Annotated in this window: 12 protein-coding genes; 5 read left to right on the top strand and 7 right to left on the bottom strand. The window is 61.8% G+C overall.

Translation table 11 applies throughout. From position 1 onward, the window contains the following. Positions 1–7: 7 nt before the first annotated feature. A complete protein-coding gene (locus AC27VE_RS14925) occupies positions 8–862 on the top strand; it encodes a class I fructose-bisphosphate aldolase (RefSeq protein ID WP_488704308.1) in 855 nt (284 codons plus the stop codon). 71 nt (positions 863–933) lie between these two features. After that, on the top strand, positions 934–1,734 hold the full coding sequence (locus tag AC27VE_RS14920; RefSeq protein ID WP_488704307.1) for an APH(3')-II family aminoglycoside O-phosphotransferase: 801 nt from the start codon (positions 934–936) through the stop codon (positions 1,732–1,734). 38 nt (positions 1,735–1,772) lie between these two features. Here the strand turns inward: AC27VE_RS14920 and AC27VE_RS14915 are convergent, their stop codons facing one another. Continuing rightward, the gene (locus AC27VE_RS14915; RefSeq protein WP_488704306.1) at positions 1,773–2,456 is read right to left on the bottom strand and encodes a response regulator; all 684 of its coding nucleotides are present in this window, start codon (positions 2,454–2,456) and stop codon (positions 1,773–1,775) included. A 549-nt stretch (positions 2,457–3,005) separates the two neighbouring features. Between AC27VE_RS14915 and AC27VE_RS14910 the strand changes: the two genes are divergently transcribed. Both AC27VE_RS14910 and AC27VE_RS14905 read left to right on the top strand, forming a co-directional pair. Next, positions 3,006–4,658 (top strand): ShlB/FhaC/HecB family hemolysin secretion/activation protein, encoded by a 1,653-nt coding sequence (locus AC27VE_RS14910; protein WP_488704316.1) that lies wholly within the window; start codon positions 3,006–3,008, stop codon positions 4,656–4,658. Between the two features lie 71 nt (positions 4,659–4,729). Continuing rightward, positions 4,730–7,960, top strand: a complete 3,231-nt coding sequence (locus tag AC27VE_RS14905) for a two-partner secretion domain-containing protein (protein WP_488704305.1) — start codon at positions 4,730–4,732, stop codon at positions 7,958–7,960. 110 nt (positions 7,961–8,070) lie between these two features. On the opposite strand, the gene AC27VE_RS14900 is transcribed toward AC27VE_RS14905, so the two are convergent. The 5 genes from AC27VE_RS14900 to AC27VE_RS14880 form a co-directional block, all read right to left on the bottom strand. Then, entirely contained in the window at positions 8,071–9,066 is a 996-nt protein-coding gene (locus tag AC27VE_RS14900) for a fimbrial protein (protein ID WP_488704304.1), read from the bottom strand. A 322-nt stretch (positions 9,067–9,388) separates the two neighbouring features. Then, positions 9,389–10,156: a fimbrial biogenesis chaperone gene (locus tag AC27VE_RS14895; RefSeq protein ID WP_488704303.1), complete on the bottom strand. Its 768-nt coding sequence runs from the start codon at positions 10,154–10,156 to the stop codon at positions 9,389–9,391. After that, complete coding sequence (locus AC27VE_RS14890) at positions 10,153–12,726, bottom strand: fimbria/pilus outer membrane usher protein (protein ID WP_488704302.1); 2,574 nt, start codon at positions 12,724–12,726, stop codon at positions 10,153–10,155. The genes AC27VE_RS14895 and AC27VE_RS14890 overlap by 4 nt, the downstream gene beginning before the upstream one ends. A gap of 162 nt (positions 12,727–12,888) precedes the next feature. Further along, positions 12,889–13,629, bottom strand: coding sequence for a fimbria/pilus periplasmic chaperone (locus AC27VE_RS14885; protein WP_488704301.1), 741 nt, complete (start codon positions 13,627–13,629; stop codon positions 12,889–12,891). A gap of 30 nt (positions 13,630–13,659) precedes the next feature. After that, positions 13,660–14,238, bottom strand: a complete 579-nt coding sequence (locus AC27VE_RS14880) for a fimbrial protein (RefSeq protein WP_488704300.1) — start codon at positions 14,236–14,238, stop codon at positions 13,660–13,662. A gap of 342 nt (positions 14,239–14,580) precedes the next feature. On the opposite strand from AC27VE_RS14880, the gene AC27VE_RS14875 reads away from it, so the two are divergent. After that, positions 14,581–16,194, top strand: a complete 1,614-nt coding sequence (locus AC27VE_RS14875) for an NAD(P)/FAD-dependent oxidoreductase (RefSeq protein WP_280025961.1) — start codon at positions 14,581–14,583, stop codon at positions 16,192–16,194. 47 nt (positions 16,195–16,241) lie between these two features. On the opposite strand, the gene AC27VE_RS14870 is transcribed toward AC27VE_RS14875, so the two are convergent. Beyond that, on the bottom strand, positions 16,242–16,859 hold the full coding sequence (locus tag AC27VE_RS14870; protein WP_006224258.1) for a TetR/AcrR family transcriptional regulator: 618 nt from the start codon (positions 16,857–16,859) through the stop codon (positions 16,242–16,244). Positions 16,860–16,930 lie beyond the last annotated feature (71 nt).

The following is a 16,930-nucleotide window of genomic DNA, read 5'->3' as shown; positions in this document are numbered from 1 at the left end:
AACCTCAATGACGCACAACAAAGAAGCGCGCCTGAACCGCCTGCTGACCGCCGGGCGTTGCCTGGACATCGCCGTCGACCACGGCGTCTGCAACGAACCCGGATTCCTGGACGGCCTGGAAGACATGCCCGCCGTCATCGACCAGTTGGCCGCCGCGCGCCCCGACGCCATCCAGCTCAACTACGGCCAGGCCGGCCTGCTGCAGCAACGCCCGGGGCGTGACAAGCCCGCGCTGGTGATGCGCCTGGACATGGGCAACCCCTACAACGCCACCACGCACCGCGTGATGTGGGCCGTGCTCCAGAACACCCAAGACCCGGTGCTGCCCGCCGTACAGATGGATGCGGCCTGCGTCGTCGTCAACCTGTTCATGCTGCCCGACGAACCCGACCTGTTCCGCCAATGCGTCTCGAACATCGCGCGCGTCAGGGCCGACTGCGACCGCTACGGCATGCCGCTGATGATCGAACCGCTGGTCATGGCGCCCCACTCTGCCCGCGGCGGCTACATGGTGGACGGCGACGCCGAAAAGATCGTGACACTGGTGCGCCTGGCTCGCGAAATGGGCGCCGACATCATCAAGGCCGATCCCACCACCGAAACCCGCGATTTCCACCGCGTGGTGCAGGCGGCTCGATGCCCCGTTCTGGTACGAGGCGGCGGCCGTGAAGACCTGCAACGCGTATTCGGCCGGTCATGGGAACTGCTGGACCAGGGCGCGGTGGGCCTGGTGTACGGACGCAACGTCTACCAGCACGCTAATCCCGCGGCGGTGGTGCGGGCATTGATGGCGATGATCCATCAGGGCGCCAGCGCGCGGGACGCGTGGCAACAGTACGAAAGCGATTCCGGGCGCGGATAGCGCCAAGTGTGGCCAAGTCTGATTATCATGTCGAAGCTCGCTCTGAAGCCGCCTAGAGAATTGGCAAGCCAATGGAATCGCTCAATACAACGGACTGCAACCGCATCGCCCTGCCCGCCAAGTGGCGCGACGGCTTCGCTCATGCCTCCATCGAACAACAGTCCATTGGCGAGTCGCGCGCAGACGTGTTCCGCGTGCGGCGTCCCGGCCAGCCAGACCTATTTCTGAAATCAGAATCTGCCAGCTCCGTGAACGAGTTGCCCGACGAGATCAATCGCCTTCGCTGGTTGATGCAGATCGGCCAACCGGCCCCCACCGTGCTCGATTCCGTAGACGACGGTGGCCGCCACTGGCTGCTGATGACTGCGCTGGAAGGCTGCGACCTGGCCAGTGCCCCTCTGCCCCCGGGCCAGGTCATTGGCCTGTTGGCCGCGGCATTACGCAACCTGCATCGCGTCCCAACGGAATCCTGCCCGTTCGACCACAGGCTGGCGCCCCGCATCGCCGACGCAAAACGGCGCGTCGACGCCGGATTGGTTGATGAAGCGGATTTCGACGATGAAAGGCTGGGGCAATCAGCCGGCCAGGTGCTGGCCGAACTGCTATCGACCTGCCCTACGGCACATGACTTGGTCGTCACGCATGGGGATGCCTGCCTGCCGAACTTCATGGTCGACGGTAACCGTTTCACCGGTTTCATCGACTGCGGTCGATTGGGCATCGCAGACCGCTTTCAAGACCTTGCCCTGGCTGCGCGCAGCATCGCCCGCAATGTGGGGGAGGATTGGGTTGCGCCCTTCTTCCGCGAGTATGGCGTCGCGCCCGACGCGCAACGCATCAAGTTCTATTGCCTGCTGGACGAATTCTTCTGACCTGCTGGGCGGCCGATGCCGCCCCGTCCTGTTCGGAGCTAGGCCGCAGGTTCGGCGTCCGTGGCACCGGCCATGTCCAGCGACGTCTTGATTCCGTTGCTGAGCACGTGCCGCACCAACGCCGCGTCCGTTGTCACGCCCAGCTTTCGCATCGCGCTTCGCTTCTGGGTGCTTACCGTCTGCACGCTGCGATGCACGAGTTGGGCGATGTCGGTAATCGTTCCCCCCGCGCAAAATAGCCGGACGATCTCCGTTTCGCGAGGCGTCAGCCTTTCCACGTCTCCCATCCTCATGTTGTGCATGAAGAGCTCCTGAATCACGGGCGAATAGTACCGTCGACCGGCGGATGCGGAATTCACCGCACTCAGAAGATGACTGGGAGAATCGCATTTACTCACCACCCCCATGATCTCTTGCCGTACCAGCGCCCATATCAACATGGGATTATCGGACATCGTATGAATGATCGTGCGCAGGTTCGGGTAGTTTCGCGCCAGATACGACACCAGCGCCAAGCCGTCGCCGTATTTTCCGCCGGGCATCGAAAAATCTGAAATCAGCAAGTCGCAGCGCGTTTCGTTGAGCAACTCAACGAGCCCTGTTGAATCCTGGGCGTGCCCAACAATGACAATTGCGGGGTTTCGGTTCAACACCGCCTGCACCCCCAAAGACACGGCAGGATGATCATCGACCAGTGCGACGAATATATTGGCTTCAGACACCGGGACTCTCTCCTTATCAAGCGCGGGACCACCATCACCGATTTAATTGTAGATGGCACCTCATGCTAAATGCGCATCCCGTTTGCTTACCAGACGATCTGCACCCCTCAATTTAGGACTCAATTACCCCCACCTCTCTCGAAATCTAGGACTAATTCGCGCAAAACAACACCAATTCTCCGAAGTCCGCACGAACCTCAATAAAAATTCTAGAGAATCACGTGCATAGCTAAATTATTTTCCGAATACACCGCAGTTCAATCTCGTAGTCTTACTAACTCTCTTCGTCTTACACATACCTATAGTCATCGCATGTGGCAACGACACCGGAACGAGCTTGTCCCGGGCCCTTGTCGCACGCGCTGAGCAAAGGTAGCGGCCTTTCGCTCGAACAATAAAAAAGACCCAGAGAGGGCCGTTGCGAAAGACGGTTAGAACGAATTGATATTGCGAAACGCCGTGGCGCTGCTGCGCCCAAAATCTCCCCCTTCTTTTCCCTCAGATCCATTTCCGTTCCGTAGCGGCCTGGCTCACCGAGCTTGTCAAGGGATCGGCGGACTTCTGCTGGCGCTGACACATACCACGACGCCGGCTCAGATACCTGACGCCGGCCGGTCGCTGCGCGAACTGGAATCGACGCTGCCCGCGCTTGCCCCGCCGGCTTCGCAACCCGGTCTGGACGTGTCGGGCTCTGCCCCCGCGCGGCCCTCGGCCACGGGCCAATCGGAAGGCCCCAACGTGGCCATTAGCGGCTTTCATCTGCAAGGCAATCATGTGTTTCCGGACACAGATCTGCTGGCCCTGCTAGCCGATCTGACCGGTACGCAGCAAGACCTTGACGGCCTGCGCGCCGCCGCCGACCGCATCACCAGGTTCTATCAAGACCACGGCTATCTACTGGCCCGGGCCTACCTCCCGCCGCAAGAAATCGTCGATGGTCTCGTCCAGATCGCCATTCAGGAAGGCGTCTATGGCGGCCTGACGCTCACCAACCGAACTCGCGTTCGCGACTCGGTCCTGCGTCGGGCGCTTTCCCCGTTGCGCCCAGGCGACGTCGTGCACCTTGAAGCGCTAGACAACCGCCTGATGCTCGTCAACGACATTCCCGGCGTCCGGGTCCAGGGCACCCTGCGCCCGGGGCAAGCCCCCGGTTCCACGGAACTGTTCATCGATGCCGACCCCGGCCCCCTCGTGGCGGGCAGCCTGGACGCCGACAACTTCGGGGGCTATTACACAGGCGAGTTTCGCCTGGCCGGCAGTCTGGACGTGAACAGTCCGCTGCGCCTGGGCGACCAGTTGAACCTGCGCCTGCTGACCAGCGACAAGAAGCAGCGCTATTACCGCATGGCCTACCAGGTACCGGTCGGAGCGCGCCTGACCCGCCTGGGCGCCAGCGTCTCCAACATGAGCTATCGCCTGGGCAGGGATTTCGACCTGCTGCAAGCGCACGGCAACGCCTCCATCGCGAGCGTCTTCGTCCAGCAACCCGTCTTGCGGGGCCGCAGCATCAATCTGCAGGCGCAACTGCAGTACGAAGACAAGAGCATGCGCGACGCCATGGATCTGTTCGACGTCGTCAGCCGCAAGCATATCGGCCTATGGACGGCATCCCTTAGCGGCAACAACGACGACGCCTTCCTGGGCGGCGGCCGCAATGCCCTGTACCTGTCCTACGGCGTCGGCTCACTGCAGCTGCGCGACGCAGCCAGCCGCCAGGGCGACCGCCTCTACAACCGCGCGGCCGGCCGGTTCGCCAAGGCCAACCTCACCCTGCTGCGCCTGCAGAACCTGCCCGGCCCTTTCATGCTGTCCGCGCAATTCAGCGCGCAACGGGCGTCGAAGAACCTGGACAGCTCCGAGAAATTCAGCCTGGGCGGGCCATTCGGCGTACGCGCCTTTCCCAATGGCGCCGGCAGCGGAGATGAAGGCTGGCAAAGCAGCCTGGACCTGCGCTACCTGCCGCTTCCCGGCCTGCAACTGGCGGCCTTCGTGGACAAGGGCGCCGTGCGGCTCAACAAGCGCCCGTGGATCGGCGGCCGCAACAGCCAGCACCTGTCGGCCACGGGTGTGAGCCTGATCCAGACCGGCCGCCAGCACCAGATCACGCTGACCGCGGCATGGCCGCTGGAGCAGAACAACTATCGACAAGAAGGCCCCAAACGCGAACCGCGCTTGTGGTTCCAGGCCACCCGTCTTTTCTGACCCCGACGCGTTTACGCGTTTTTCAACCCCGCACGGAACTTCTCCCGTGCGTCACTTGCAAGAAGGAAGACATGAACAAGTCCTATACCGTGGTATGGAATGAATCCAAGGGATGCTGGAGCGTCGCCGGCGAATCCGCCAAGCAACGCGGCAAGTCCAGCTGCTCTGGCGTACGCGCCGGCGTCATGGCGGCAGTCGCGCTCGGCCTGACGGCATTGATGCCTGCGGCGAACGCGCTGCCCGATGGCGGCGAGGTGACCCATGGCACGGCCAGCATTCAGGCCATCGGCCGGGAAATGGTCGTCGGCCAGACCACGCCCAAGGCCGTCATTAACTGGAACAGCTTCGGCGTCGACTACGGCGAACGCCTCACCTTCAACCAGCAGGCCAGCGACATGATCCTGAACTACGTGCCTGCCAGCGACCGCTCTCTCATCAACGGCAGTCTCAATGCGGGCGGCAAGGTATTCATCGTCAATCCCCAGGGCATCGTCTTCAACTCGGGCGCTCAGGTGAACGTGGGCGGGCTGGTGGCCTCGACACGATCGGTCAACCCCGATCTTTTCTACAACAACACCAACGGGGAGTTCATTTTCGAAGGCGGCGGGACGAACTTCGTCGAGAACAACGGCGCGCGGATCACCGCTCAGGGCGGTGACGTGGTGTTTCTGGGCGCGCGCGCGACCAACAGCGGCATGATCCGCGCCAATGGCGGCACGGTCGCCCTGGGGGCGGGAGACCGCTTCACCGTCAGCATGGGAAGCGGCCTGCTCAAGCTGGAAGTCAATGCCGCGTCCACCCAGGCCCTGGCGCAAAATGCGGGGATGATCCAGGCTAGCGACGGGCAAGTGTTGCTAAAGGCCAGGCACGAAAATGCCTCACCCTTGACGACGGTCGTCAACAATAGCGGCATCATCGAAGCCAACATGCTGAACAACGCCTCTGGCAAAATCGTGCTGGACGGGGGCGCTCGAGGCGTCGTGGACGTGGCCGGCCGGCTTACCGCGAATGCGTTCACCGGCCCTGGTAACGGCGGCGCCATTGAAGCCTCCGGTCAGCGTGTTCGTGTCCGAATGGGCACCACCTTCGATACCCGCGCCATCAATGGCTATACCGGCAACGTCAAAATCGCCGCTAGCGAAGTCAAGGTCGAAAACGACACACCCGCCATCGTCGACGCAACGATTCACGCCAACACGCTGAACCGCAACCTGGCCGATAACAACATCGAACTGGCCAGCACTGCCGGGGACGTGGTCGTCAACGCGCCCATCAACTGGAGCAGCGGCAACAGCCTGACGCTGAACGCGCAACACGGCGCCTCGGGCAAGACGGTTCTGAACAGCAACGTGGCAACGAACGGCACGGGAAGCGCGCTGCTCCTCAAGGCGGACGATCGCATCCAGATCAACGACCAGATCCAGTTAAGCGGCAGTGGCAACCGCCTTGCGCTGAACACCACCACTGCCGCTAACGGCACCGGTCCAGCCGCCTCAAACCCGGCATCCGCCAATTATTTCTTGGGCGGATCCCAGGCCAACATCACCTTGAACGGGGATGGCACCGCTTTCCTGTCGAACGACATCCCTCACAACATCATCCAGAATCAGCAAGATCTGCAAGCCGTCAACCGCAACCTTAACGGTCGCTACGTGTTGGGCGTGGATTTGCACGGCACGGACATGTTCCAGTCGATCGGTGGCGCCTACGCCACCTTCAACGGTTCCTTCGACGGCCTGGGCCACACGCTGACCGGCTTCAATGTGGTCAATGGTGGCGGCAACGTCGGATTATTTTCGTCCTCGGCCGGCATTATCCGCAATCTGGCCCTGACCTCCATGGCCGTCAGTTCATCCAACGCCGGCGCCATGCCCCTGTCCGTGGGTACCCTGGCTGGCCGCAACGCCGGCCTGATCGACAACGTGCGCGTCTCCGCCACCACCGTTTATGGCGACAATTATCGTTTCAACGTCACGGGCGGCCTGGTCGGCACCAACGCCGGCGGCACCATCAGTAATTCGACGTTCGCGGGGGAGGTCTACAGTGGTTCGGCAACCCACACCCTGGGCGGATTGGTCGGCATCAACCAGGCAAGCTTGTCTTCCCTGGCCACCATCCTCGACAGCCATACGTCCGGCACGGTCGGCGGAAACCTGCTGCTTAACGACCGGGGTGGAATGGGGGGGCTGGCTGGCGTCAACAACGGCGGCGTCATCCAAAATTCGGGCAGTACATCGTCGGTCTTTTCCTACAGCGCCAAGCGCAATATCGGCGGGCTGGTGGGGCTGAACCACAACAGCGGTAATCTCCACAACGTCAGCAGTTCGGGAATGGTGTCCGCGTCGAACGCCAACAACGCCGGTGGCTTGGTCGGCATCAACAGCGGCGTTATCACCCAAGGCCATAGCAGCAGCCAAGTCGTGGGCACTACAGACAGCACCATCGGCGGATTGATTGGCCTGAATGCCGGTGGCACCGTTTCAGACTCCACAGCCTCCGGCAAGGTCGACAACTACAACGGCGCAAACACAGGCGGGTTGGTCGGCGCCAACCACAACGGCACTTTGCGCAATGTTCAGGCCAGTGGCGACGGCGTCGAAGATAACCAGAATGCCCGCAACATCGGCGGCCTGGTCGGCTACAACGGCGAGGGTGGCCTAATCCAGAACGGCGTGGCCAGCAGCGCCACGGTCAACGCCTATTACCCCAACTCGGGCACCCGCATCGGGGGCCTTGTAGGGGCCAACGCCGGCACCATTGAGTATGGCAGGTCTAGCGTCGCGGATGTCCGCGCGGGCGAGTACGCCACGATAGGCGGTCTGGTAGGAGAGAACCGCGGACACGTTTCGGACTCAAGCTCGTCCAGCGCCGTGCAAGCCGGCAGTTACAGCGTGGCAGGTGGATTGGCGGGGCAAAACTCGGGAACGATAAGGGCCGGGTACGCCAGCGGTATCGTGGCGGGCGACTCTTACGCCACGGTCGGGGGCCTGGTGGGCCACAATCTGCTGCAAGCCACGATTGATTACTCCTCCGCCACCGGCCGCGTCACAGGCTATCAATCGGGCTGGTCTTCCTATTGGGGGTATGGCATGACGATGGGCGGGCTGGTCGGCTTGAACGAAGGAAAAGTCACCTATTCCCAAACATCCACCCAGGTAGACTTCGCCCCCGGCCAAAGCCAAACCTTCGGGGCGCTTGTGGGGGTCAACGCTGGCGCGATGCTGGGCAACACCGTGTCTGCATCTGCAAGCCAGGTACCGCTGGCGGGCGCCAACTACGGCATGATCGATATGTCTTGGTGATAAAGGCGGGTTGACCGGCCGGCGCGGTTGCGCCGGCATGAACGATTTGGCCGCCGCGGCAACGCGGCGGCCAAGTTGCCCTTACCGCTCAGCCGGTATGCGTTCAGTCTTCAATCATAGAAAATCTTGAAATTGACTTGGCTAATGGCGGCGCCGGGCTGGACACCGCGCACGCCGGACTGATCTACCCGCTTGTAACGGGCTTCCAAGGCGATCTCAGCCATGGCATTGGCAGCAACGCCCGAGGCAGGAATGTTGTCAAAATCGTACTTGGTGCCAACGGCGCCAGGGCCATCACCAATACTTAACGCAGAAGATTGGCCGGCCCGGGTAAGGATAATGCCAAGATTCTTTGCGACCCCCACGTGGCCCGCGTCTTTGAGCTGTAGGACGCTGCCCGAGGCGCCCGACACCAAGCCGTACTGCGCATTGAACGCAATCCTGGGTTTGGCCCCGGCCGCGCAACTATTTACGGACACACTGAAGGGAACCTGCCGGCCAACATCGCCATCGTTCGGGAATTCGTTGACGCGGTGGGTGGTCATCGGCAGCGTGAACCCGGCGCCTGTGAATTTGGCGTCCACTGTACACCTGGCCTCGATAACCGGCCCCCCACCCTCAAGGGTCAACATATCCGAGACGTCGAATTCCAGGCGCTGGTAGCACTGGACGCCTCCTCCCGGCGGCACGGGTCCATCGTCAAGGGGAGCAACCAAATGTGCACCCACTTCCGGTGCCAATGCCTCGGGCCGCTGCAGCGTCACGGCTTCAAACACGGTGCTACTCCACCTGGGATCCAGACCCGTCACAGTGTGCGTGCCTGGCGCCACATCCCCTATCACCACCAGCTCAATATCGATCGAAGTGCCATATTGCTCTTTGCGGCCCACTACTAACAACGGGGGGAGCGAGGACCTGATCCTGGCGGTATACAGCGTCAAAAAATCATCCATTCGCTCTGCCTTGACCACGGCGGTGCCTTTCTTGACGCGAATGGCCAACCCTTTCACGTTGGTCGGAATAAGGGCACCCGCATACGGAGGTCCTCCCGCCCACCTTCCACCGATAAGCATTTTGGGCTTGGCCTCCGTGTCGTCTTGACGCACGAAAGTCCCCTCGGAGCTCAGGCTCAACGTGCGCGTGGCGATCACGTTGTCAACCGTGGACGTGTCCAAGCCTGTCTTGACCCAAGGGGTCGCCCCCCCGACCGGGCTGGCGGAAAATTGGAATAGTTTGCAATTTCTCAGGTAGTAGTCGGAGACCTGAGCTTGCGCAGGCCCTGCCGAACCCGCTATTAGCGCGACGCCCAAGCCCAGTTGCCGGCCGTGCCGTCCAAGGCGAGGAAGAATCGAGACTGTTTTCATCGCTGATGTACTCCAAGAGGTGGCGTCCGCCCCTTTCCCGCTGGGCCGGGACGCATAGAAATCGTTAGCGGGGGGATGCGGCGCGCAGCGTTGCCGTGCCGGGCACCACAAGGCCCAGGTCGTCGACGGCCTCAAATTCCAGCTTGTCGCCCGCCGGGGACGGCGCGGCCGTGTCCATGGGAAGCGAAAACCGTTCAACCGCCTTCGGCATGAGGGTCAGGCCCTTCAATTCGGTGGCCCCCGGTCTGCCGCGAATGCGGACGGTCGCCAGGGACACGCTGTACGGAGTGGGGTTCTCGGCCTGCAGGTAGGGCGCGCCCTGCGCTGTCCCAGGGTGGTACGACCATCGCACCTGCCCTGGCGCATCCTGGGGCGTGCCCGGAAGGCCTTTGGGGCGGTACAGCACCTTCATCACATAGCTCAACACCAGCTGCAGCTTGTTCTCTGACTGGCCGGTGGATGGCGTATGCCGAAGGTTGATCCGCAAGACCGTCTCCCGATCTTGCGGCAGCGCCTCGCCCGTATACCGCAATTGCAACGTCGTACGTTCGCCGGGGTCGATTCTGAACAGCGTGGGCATCAACACGAATGGCACTTGCAGGCGGCTAAGGTCCGCTTCAGCGCCATCGTGGTCTAGCCAGGCCTGCACCAGAATGGGAGCTTCGCCGGTGTTGCTCAGAGGAACCAAGACGTGCTTTGCCCCCTCGCGATAGACGAAGCGCGTGCCGGTGACGGCCAGGTCAGCCCACGCAGCCGCCATCGGCAGGCACAGCAGCAATAACAGCCATCCTATCGACCATCGCGTGGAACAGGCGCGATTGATGTTGCTCATCGGCGCGCCAGCGGAGACATCGGCCGCGCTTGCACGGGCACCGGGTGGCAGGTCTGTTGCAACGTATCGAAGCCGTCCTGTTTGACGCCTCTTGCGCGTTGCGGCAATTCATAGTCAATCTGGCATTGCTGCTCGGGCTTGCTGCCCCACTCTACGCGAATGGAACCTTGGTCTTGCGGCGCCCGCATGACAATGCGGCTGCCTTGGCCCACCCCGCCGATGGACTCGCCACTGGCGATGTCAAACACCTCCGCTCCAAACGGAAGCGTGCTGCCATCGGGCCGCGTGCTGTCGATCAGCACGGGCCGCGCACGCCGGGTGGGATAGGAAAGCAGCACAACCGCCCCCGCTCGCGGCGCCACGGTGCGGGAACTGTTCATCAATTCCACGTCATCGGACATGTCGCCCGGGTTCAGCTCAACGGTGTTGATCTGGTAGGGGGACAGGCTTGAAATCAGGCCATACCCACGGCTGTCGATCTTGCTCTGCCCGAATCCGACTCGAGCATCCTCGGCATCCGGCGCATACAGCAGCCCCACGGTTTCGCCCATCATGGGCGCAAATGTCAGCCCGCCTTGGTGCGCCAGCACGCTTCCATTGGCCCGCAAATTGCCTTGCCGGTAGCCCGTTCCCTGGGAAACGCTGGCACCCACGCTGGCCATCGGCGCCCGGTAGTCCAGGCTGCCGTTGGCCGAATTGCTGCCGGCACGGGTGTCTCGGGAAGCGGACACGGAATACGAAAGATCACCGGCTTGATCCAGGGTTCCTCCGACGCCCGTGGTCACGTTGGTGCCAGCCCGGCTGTCTCGACTGACGAACGTATTCATCACAGGCGCACGTGCGGAGCGGCCCAATGGAAAAGAGAGGTTGAACGCCAGCACCGTGTTCTTCTCACGGCCCGCCCTGTATACAGCGCTTCCCGGCCATATGCTTTGCGATCGCTGCACGCTGAACGAATAGGACACATCGCGCCACTGGTTGGAGTACCCCATGCTGTAGTTCACGGCACTGCCAGAGCGATTCCAGTACTGCGTTGCGGTTCCGCTGGCATATAGCGTTCCACCGGATGCCCCCAGGCGCTGGCTGATATTCAGGTCGAAACGATTGCGTGGCCGGCCCAGATCGCCATAGTGTCTGCCTCGACCCGCATCGCGCATGGCGATCGCCTCGTTCAGACCGACGTAGCCGCTGGTGGAGTACCGGTAGGCCGCCAACGAAAAGTTGGTTCCGCTGTTTGGAAGATTCTTGCTGTAGGCAAAGCGATAGCTGGAACCAGAAATGCTGGATTGGTCCGGCAGATTCGCGCTGGCCACGGTCACATCGCCGCCAAATGCGCCCAACGACGTATTGAGCGCCATTCCTCCCATGGCCGCGCCGTAGTAATCGCTGGCTGCCACGCCGCCATAGCCGGTCACCATATTGCTCAGGCCTCGCCGGATGACCCCTTCGAATATGTTCTGACCGCTGCTGCGGTTCACCGACGACATCGCGCGACCGGCCGAGACCGAATAGCGCGTCGTACCCGGACGCAGGAGCTCTACGCCCGTGGCGAACGGCACGATGAATCGGCGCTCCTCGCCATTGGCCTCGACGACCTTGACCTCGAGATCTCCGCCGTACCCCGCGGCCTGCAGGGAGTCGATGGCAAACGGCCCTGGCGGCACCGTGACCTCGTAGATGAGGAATCCGCGCTGATACACCGATACCGACGCGTTGGTGGACGCCGTGCCGCGTATCACCGGCGCGTAGTTACGAAGGCTTCGAGGAAGCATGCGCTCGTCACTGCTGATATTCACGCCGCGAAACGATACGGCGTCGAAATAATCGCCATTGGTGGAGGTTTCGCCGATGCGCAACTGCGAGCGCCATGCCGGGATGTCGGTACTAAGATAGGTCTGCCCGCGCTGATAGTCCGCGCCAGCGCCCCTGGACCCCCACGTCAACGACCCCATGTGACGCAAGCGCCAGGCGCCCACGTTCAGCCCCGCATTCAAGCCTGCATAAGCCCGCGTGTAGCGATTGCCGCGACTTTCCATCGTGTTGGCATTGGCGTTGTAGTTCAGCCTGCCCGACGTGATGCCGCTGTCCCAATAACTTGGATCCACGTAGTTGTCGGCCAATTCGGTACGCAGGTAGTAGGTCGGCACGGTCAGATACAGCCGCTGCTCACCCAAATCGGTCTTCACCAAAACGCCCGGCACAAATTGGTCCAGTTCCTCGCAAACCGGGTTGTCACCCAGCGGCACCCGACCCTGCTCGGCGACATAGCGGGCGCTGCGCTGAACATCTAGGCCCGCGCGCTGCAAAAAGCCCACGTCGTAGCAGGGCTGCCCGCCAAGCGCCTGCGAACCGCGGTACTCGATATCCTGCGTGCCGCGCCACTTGCCGTTGACGTAGAGTTCCAGCCGGTACTGCCCCGGCGAAATAAAGCCACTGCGCTCAAAACGGGAAAGGTCGATGGTGTCGCCCCCGAGGCCAGGCATAAGAACCTGGGGGTCGAACTGGACGTGCCGCGTAGGCTCCACGGCCTGGGCTTCGGAACTGAAAGCCAGGGCCAACGCGACGATCAACCGCCTGGGCCTTAGTCGCGGTGCGGCATGACCGAACCCGTGTTCGTCCCGGCATTGGCCAATCACAAGACGTGTCTTTCCCCGCAGTGAAGCGTACATTCCAACCATCCAGATGCAAGTGCTTTAGTGGTATGGCCGCTGAAGCGTCGCGGCCAGATGCGTCTAGCGCGACAACTCGCGCGTCAACGTGTGACGACCGCCGAAATCGTTGATCGCTTCGTACTCGACGCGAATCTTTCCGGAGCCGGTGCTTGTGCCCTCGGGCAGTTTGAAGCGCTGCACACCATAGGGCTCGACCATCCCATTGCCGATGCTTGTGCGCTTTCCGCCAACCACCGATTCGATGGAAGACATGGACACGTGAAATGGCGTCGGGTTTTTGACTTCTAGCGCCCTGCTTCCCCCCGAGCCGACCAGTTTCCATTCGAGTGCGGCGGGTGCGTCCTCCTGGCGGTCGCGCAGAGCCGCTGGCCGGAAGAAAATCTTGATACGAGTCCTGAAGGTGAACATCGCCGACGTGGTGGAATCGCTGCGTGGCGGCGCTTCCAGCACATTCAGGTAGAACAGGGATTCCCGGTCGTCCGGCAGTTCGCCGCCGGTATAGGTCAAGCGGATCAGGGCGCTGGAGTTTGGGTCAACCCGGGTCAGCACAGGCGAGACCGTGAATGGGACCACCATATTTGCCGGCGCGATGCCCGCGCTGCCATCATCCACCCAAACCTGCGTAAGCATGGGTTCAGAACCCTCGTTGCGGGCCCGGATTGAAACATCCTTGGCATCGGACGGGTACACCACCCGCGTTCCCATCAGCACCAAAGCAGCTTGCGCCGAACTGGCGCAAGCCGCCCAGGTCATGACGCCAGCCGCCATAGCAAAAAACATCTTACGCACCACTAGCGTCATGATTGATACCCCTACTGACTCAGCCGTCGATTATTCGTACGCAACCATGAACGGAATAATCGAATTGGCCGTACCAGGCAGGACGGCCGCGGCGGTCGAGACGTAGTTGGCCGTGTAAGACAGGGTGCCACCCGCAGTGCCAAGCACGACTTCCTGGGGAGACGTTTGGGCCACGCCCAGATGAATCTTGCCCGAGCGGTTGTTGCCGGCATCATAGATCTCGATCTGCACGCCCTGAGCGGGCGAGGTGCTGGAGATCTTCAAGTTGCCAGATGCCTTGTCAACGTGGATGGAATCGTTGTCAAACGCGACGCGGGCGGTCGCGCTGGTTGAGCACGCTAGCCCGCCACCGGCAGTCAGGCTGATATGGAACGGTTCGTCCCGGGTTTTGACACCGATACCGGTAAACACGGTGGGCGCGTACTCACCCATGGGCACTTCCAGAATGTTGTTCATGCCGGGCGCGTTGCCGTTGATCAGGCAAGTGACGTCGCTGACCTTACCCACGAATTTGACTTGGCCATCCCATTGGGCGTGCGAGACGCCCGGCGCCAATGCCACCACCAATGCGCCGGCTGCAGAAAGAGATGCGAAAGTACTACGTTTCATGTTTTTTTCCTGGGACTAAAGGATTAACCGCCAAGGTCGACAAGACCCTGGCAGCGAACTAGCGCCGCACCGCATGCGCAGTTTCGTTCGCACGCGATGCGTTGCCGTCGGGCTTATGCCATCGCAGCGAATGCAATAGACAAGCAATACTTTAGTGATATCCCCCCACCAAGTCCGTAGGAAGCCGAGTAAAACCGCCTCGTAATTTCTCGAATCGTTCCAGGAGAAAAACGACGTCGAATGAGGCCATGCCACGGCCTTTCGCTGGGGTCCAGTCAGGTGCCGTCCAGTACAATTCGCGGTTTGGCGACGTTGTGATCGCCCATTCATCTGGACCAAAGCATGTTGCGACTGTCTGAAATCAAGCTGCCGTTGAACCACACCCCCGAAGAATTGCCCGCAGCGATTCTGAAAAAACTGGGCGTTCCGGCCAGCGACCTGCACGGCTTCACCATCTTCCTGCGCAGCTACGACGCGCGCAAAAAGCACAATATCCTGCTGACTTACACGCTGGATATCGATATCGAAAATGAAGCCGCGCTGCTCAAGCGGTTTCACGATGATCGCCATGTGAAGCCCACGCCCGACACCGAATACAAGTTCGTTGCCCAGGCGCCCGCCAGCCTGAACAAGCGCCCTATCGTCATCGGCACCGGCCCCTGTGGCCTGTTTGCCGGACTGGTACTGGCGCAGATGGGCTTCAAGCCCATCATCCTGGAACGCGGCAAGGCGGTGCGGGAACGCACCAAAGATACGTGGGGCCTGTGGCGCAAGCGCGTACTGAATCCGGAATCGAACGTGCAGTTCGGCGAAGGCGGTGCGGGGACTTTCTCGGACGGCAAGCTGTACAGCCAGATCAAGGACCCCAAGCATTACGGCGAAAAGGTGCTCAAGGAATTCGTGCTGGCCGGCGCGCCGGAAGAAATCCTGTACGTGAGCAAGCCGCACATCGGCACGTTCCGCCTGGTGGGCATGGTGGAAGTCATGCGCGACACCATCACCAAACTGGGTGGCGAAGTCCGGTTCTCCAGCAAGGTGGAAACGCTGCAGCGAGAGAACGGCCAGATCACCGGCGTGACGCTGGCCAGTGGCGAGCATATCGAGGCCGACCACGTCGTGCTGGCCATCGGCCATAGCGCGCGCGACACCTTCCAGATGCTGCACGACCAGGGCGTGTTCATGGAAGCCAAGCCGTTTTCGGTGGGTTTCCGGATCGAACACCCGCAGTCGCTGATCGACAAGGCGCGGTTCGGGCCGAACGCCGGCCATCCGATTCTGGGCGCGGCGGATTACAAGCTGGTGCACCACGCCAGCAACGGGCGATCGGTATACAGCTTCTGCATGTGCCCCGGCGGCACGGTGGTGGCGGCAACCTCTGAACCCAATCGCGTCGTCACCAACGGCATGAGCCAATATTCGCGCAACGAACGCAACGCCAACGCGGGTATTGTCGTGGGAATTTCGCCCGAGGAGGATTACCCGGAACACGTGCTGGCTGGCGTGGATTTCCAACGTGCGCTGGAGTCGCGCGCGTTTGAGCTGGGCGGCGGCGATTACAGCGCGCCGGGCCAACTGGTGGGGGATTTCATCGCGGGCAAGGCGTCGACGGAATTCGGTTCCGTGCTGCCCTCTTACACGCCCGGCGTGCACCTGACCGACCTGGCCACCGCACTGCCCGAGTTTGCCATTACCGCCATCCGCGAGGCGCTTCCCGCCTTCGACAAGACCATCAAGGGTTATGGCATGCACGACGCCGTGCTGACCGGCGTAGAGACGCGGACCTCGTCGCCGATCCGCATCAAGCGCGACAACGAAACGCTGCAAAGCATCAACACCAAGGGCTTGTTCCCGGCTGGCGAAGGCGCCGGTTATGCGGGGGGAATCCTGTCGGCCGGCGTGGACGGCATCAAGATTGCCGAGGCCGTGGCACTAAGCATCATGGGCCGGCAGGCCTGAGCTGACTTGATTCGGGGTGCGTGGGCGGCGCAATGCCGCCCGCCCCTTCAGCTACGGCGCTGGTAGCAGCCCAGGAACATCGCCACTGCGGAATCCGCCACCCGCTGACGCTCGGCCGGGTTCAACGGCGCTTGCCCCAAGGTCACCTGGGGCCAGAACGCAAAACTCTTCACCAGCCCCTGCAACTGATGGCCCGCAAAATCCGGGTCGACTGCGGCCAGGCGTCCATCCGCGATCGCGGCCTGGATCCATGCGGTGACGCCGCTTTCCTTTTCTCCCATCCGGCACACGATGCCCTGCGCCCGCTCGGGGGAATGGATGATCTCGGCCAGCGCTACGCGCGCCAGATCGATGAAATTGGAATCGCCCAGCAATTCAAGCTTCTGCATCAATAGCTGCTTAAGCTGCTGATCCAGCGGCAGGTCAGTGCGATAGGCCAAGTCCACGCTGGAGGCGCTGCTGTCCCATAGTTGCTCAAGCATCTGTCCGAATAGCTCTTCCTTGCTGGGGAAATGGTTGTAGACCGTACGCTTGGAAACGCCCGCGGCAGCGGCAATGCGGTCCATGCTGGTGGCCTCGTATCCCGCCGTCCGGAATTCGTCCACCGCCGCACGCATGATGGCTTCACGTTTGCGGTCGGTCAGACGTTTGGGCGGATTGGGCATGGAACGGCCTAAGACGATAGAAACGCTATTTTACACCGGGCAGTGTACTTTTTAAAAAAACAAAACTACAC

This window comes from Achromobacter sp. 18P8.1.1 (genome assembly GCF_057799415.1).
The sequence above is the reverse complement of the archived record's forward strand: the minus strand, read 5'-3'. Positions and strand labels throughout refer to the sequence as shown.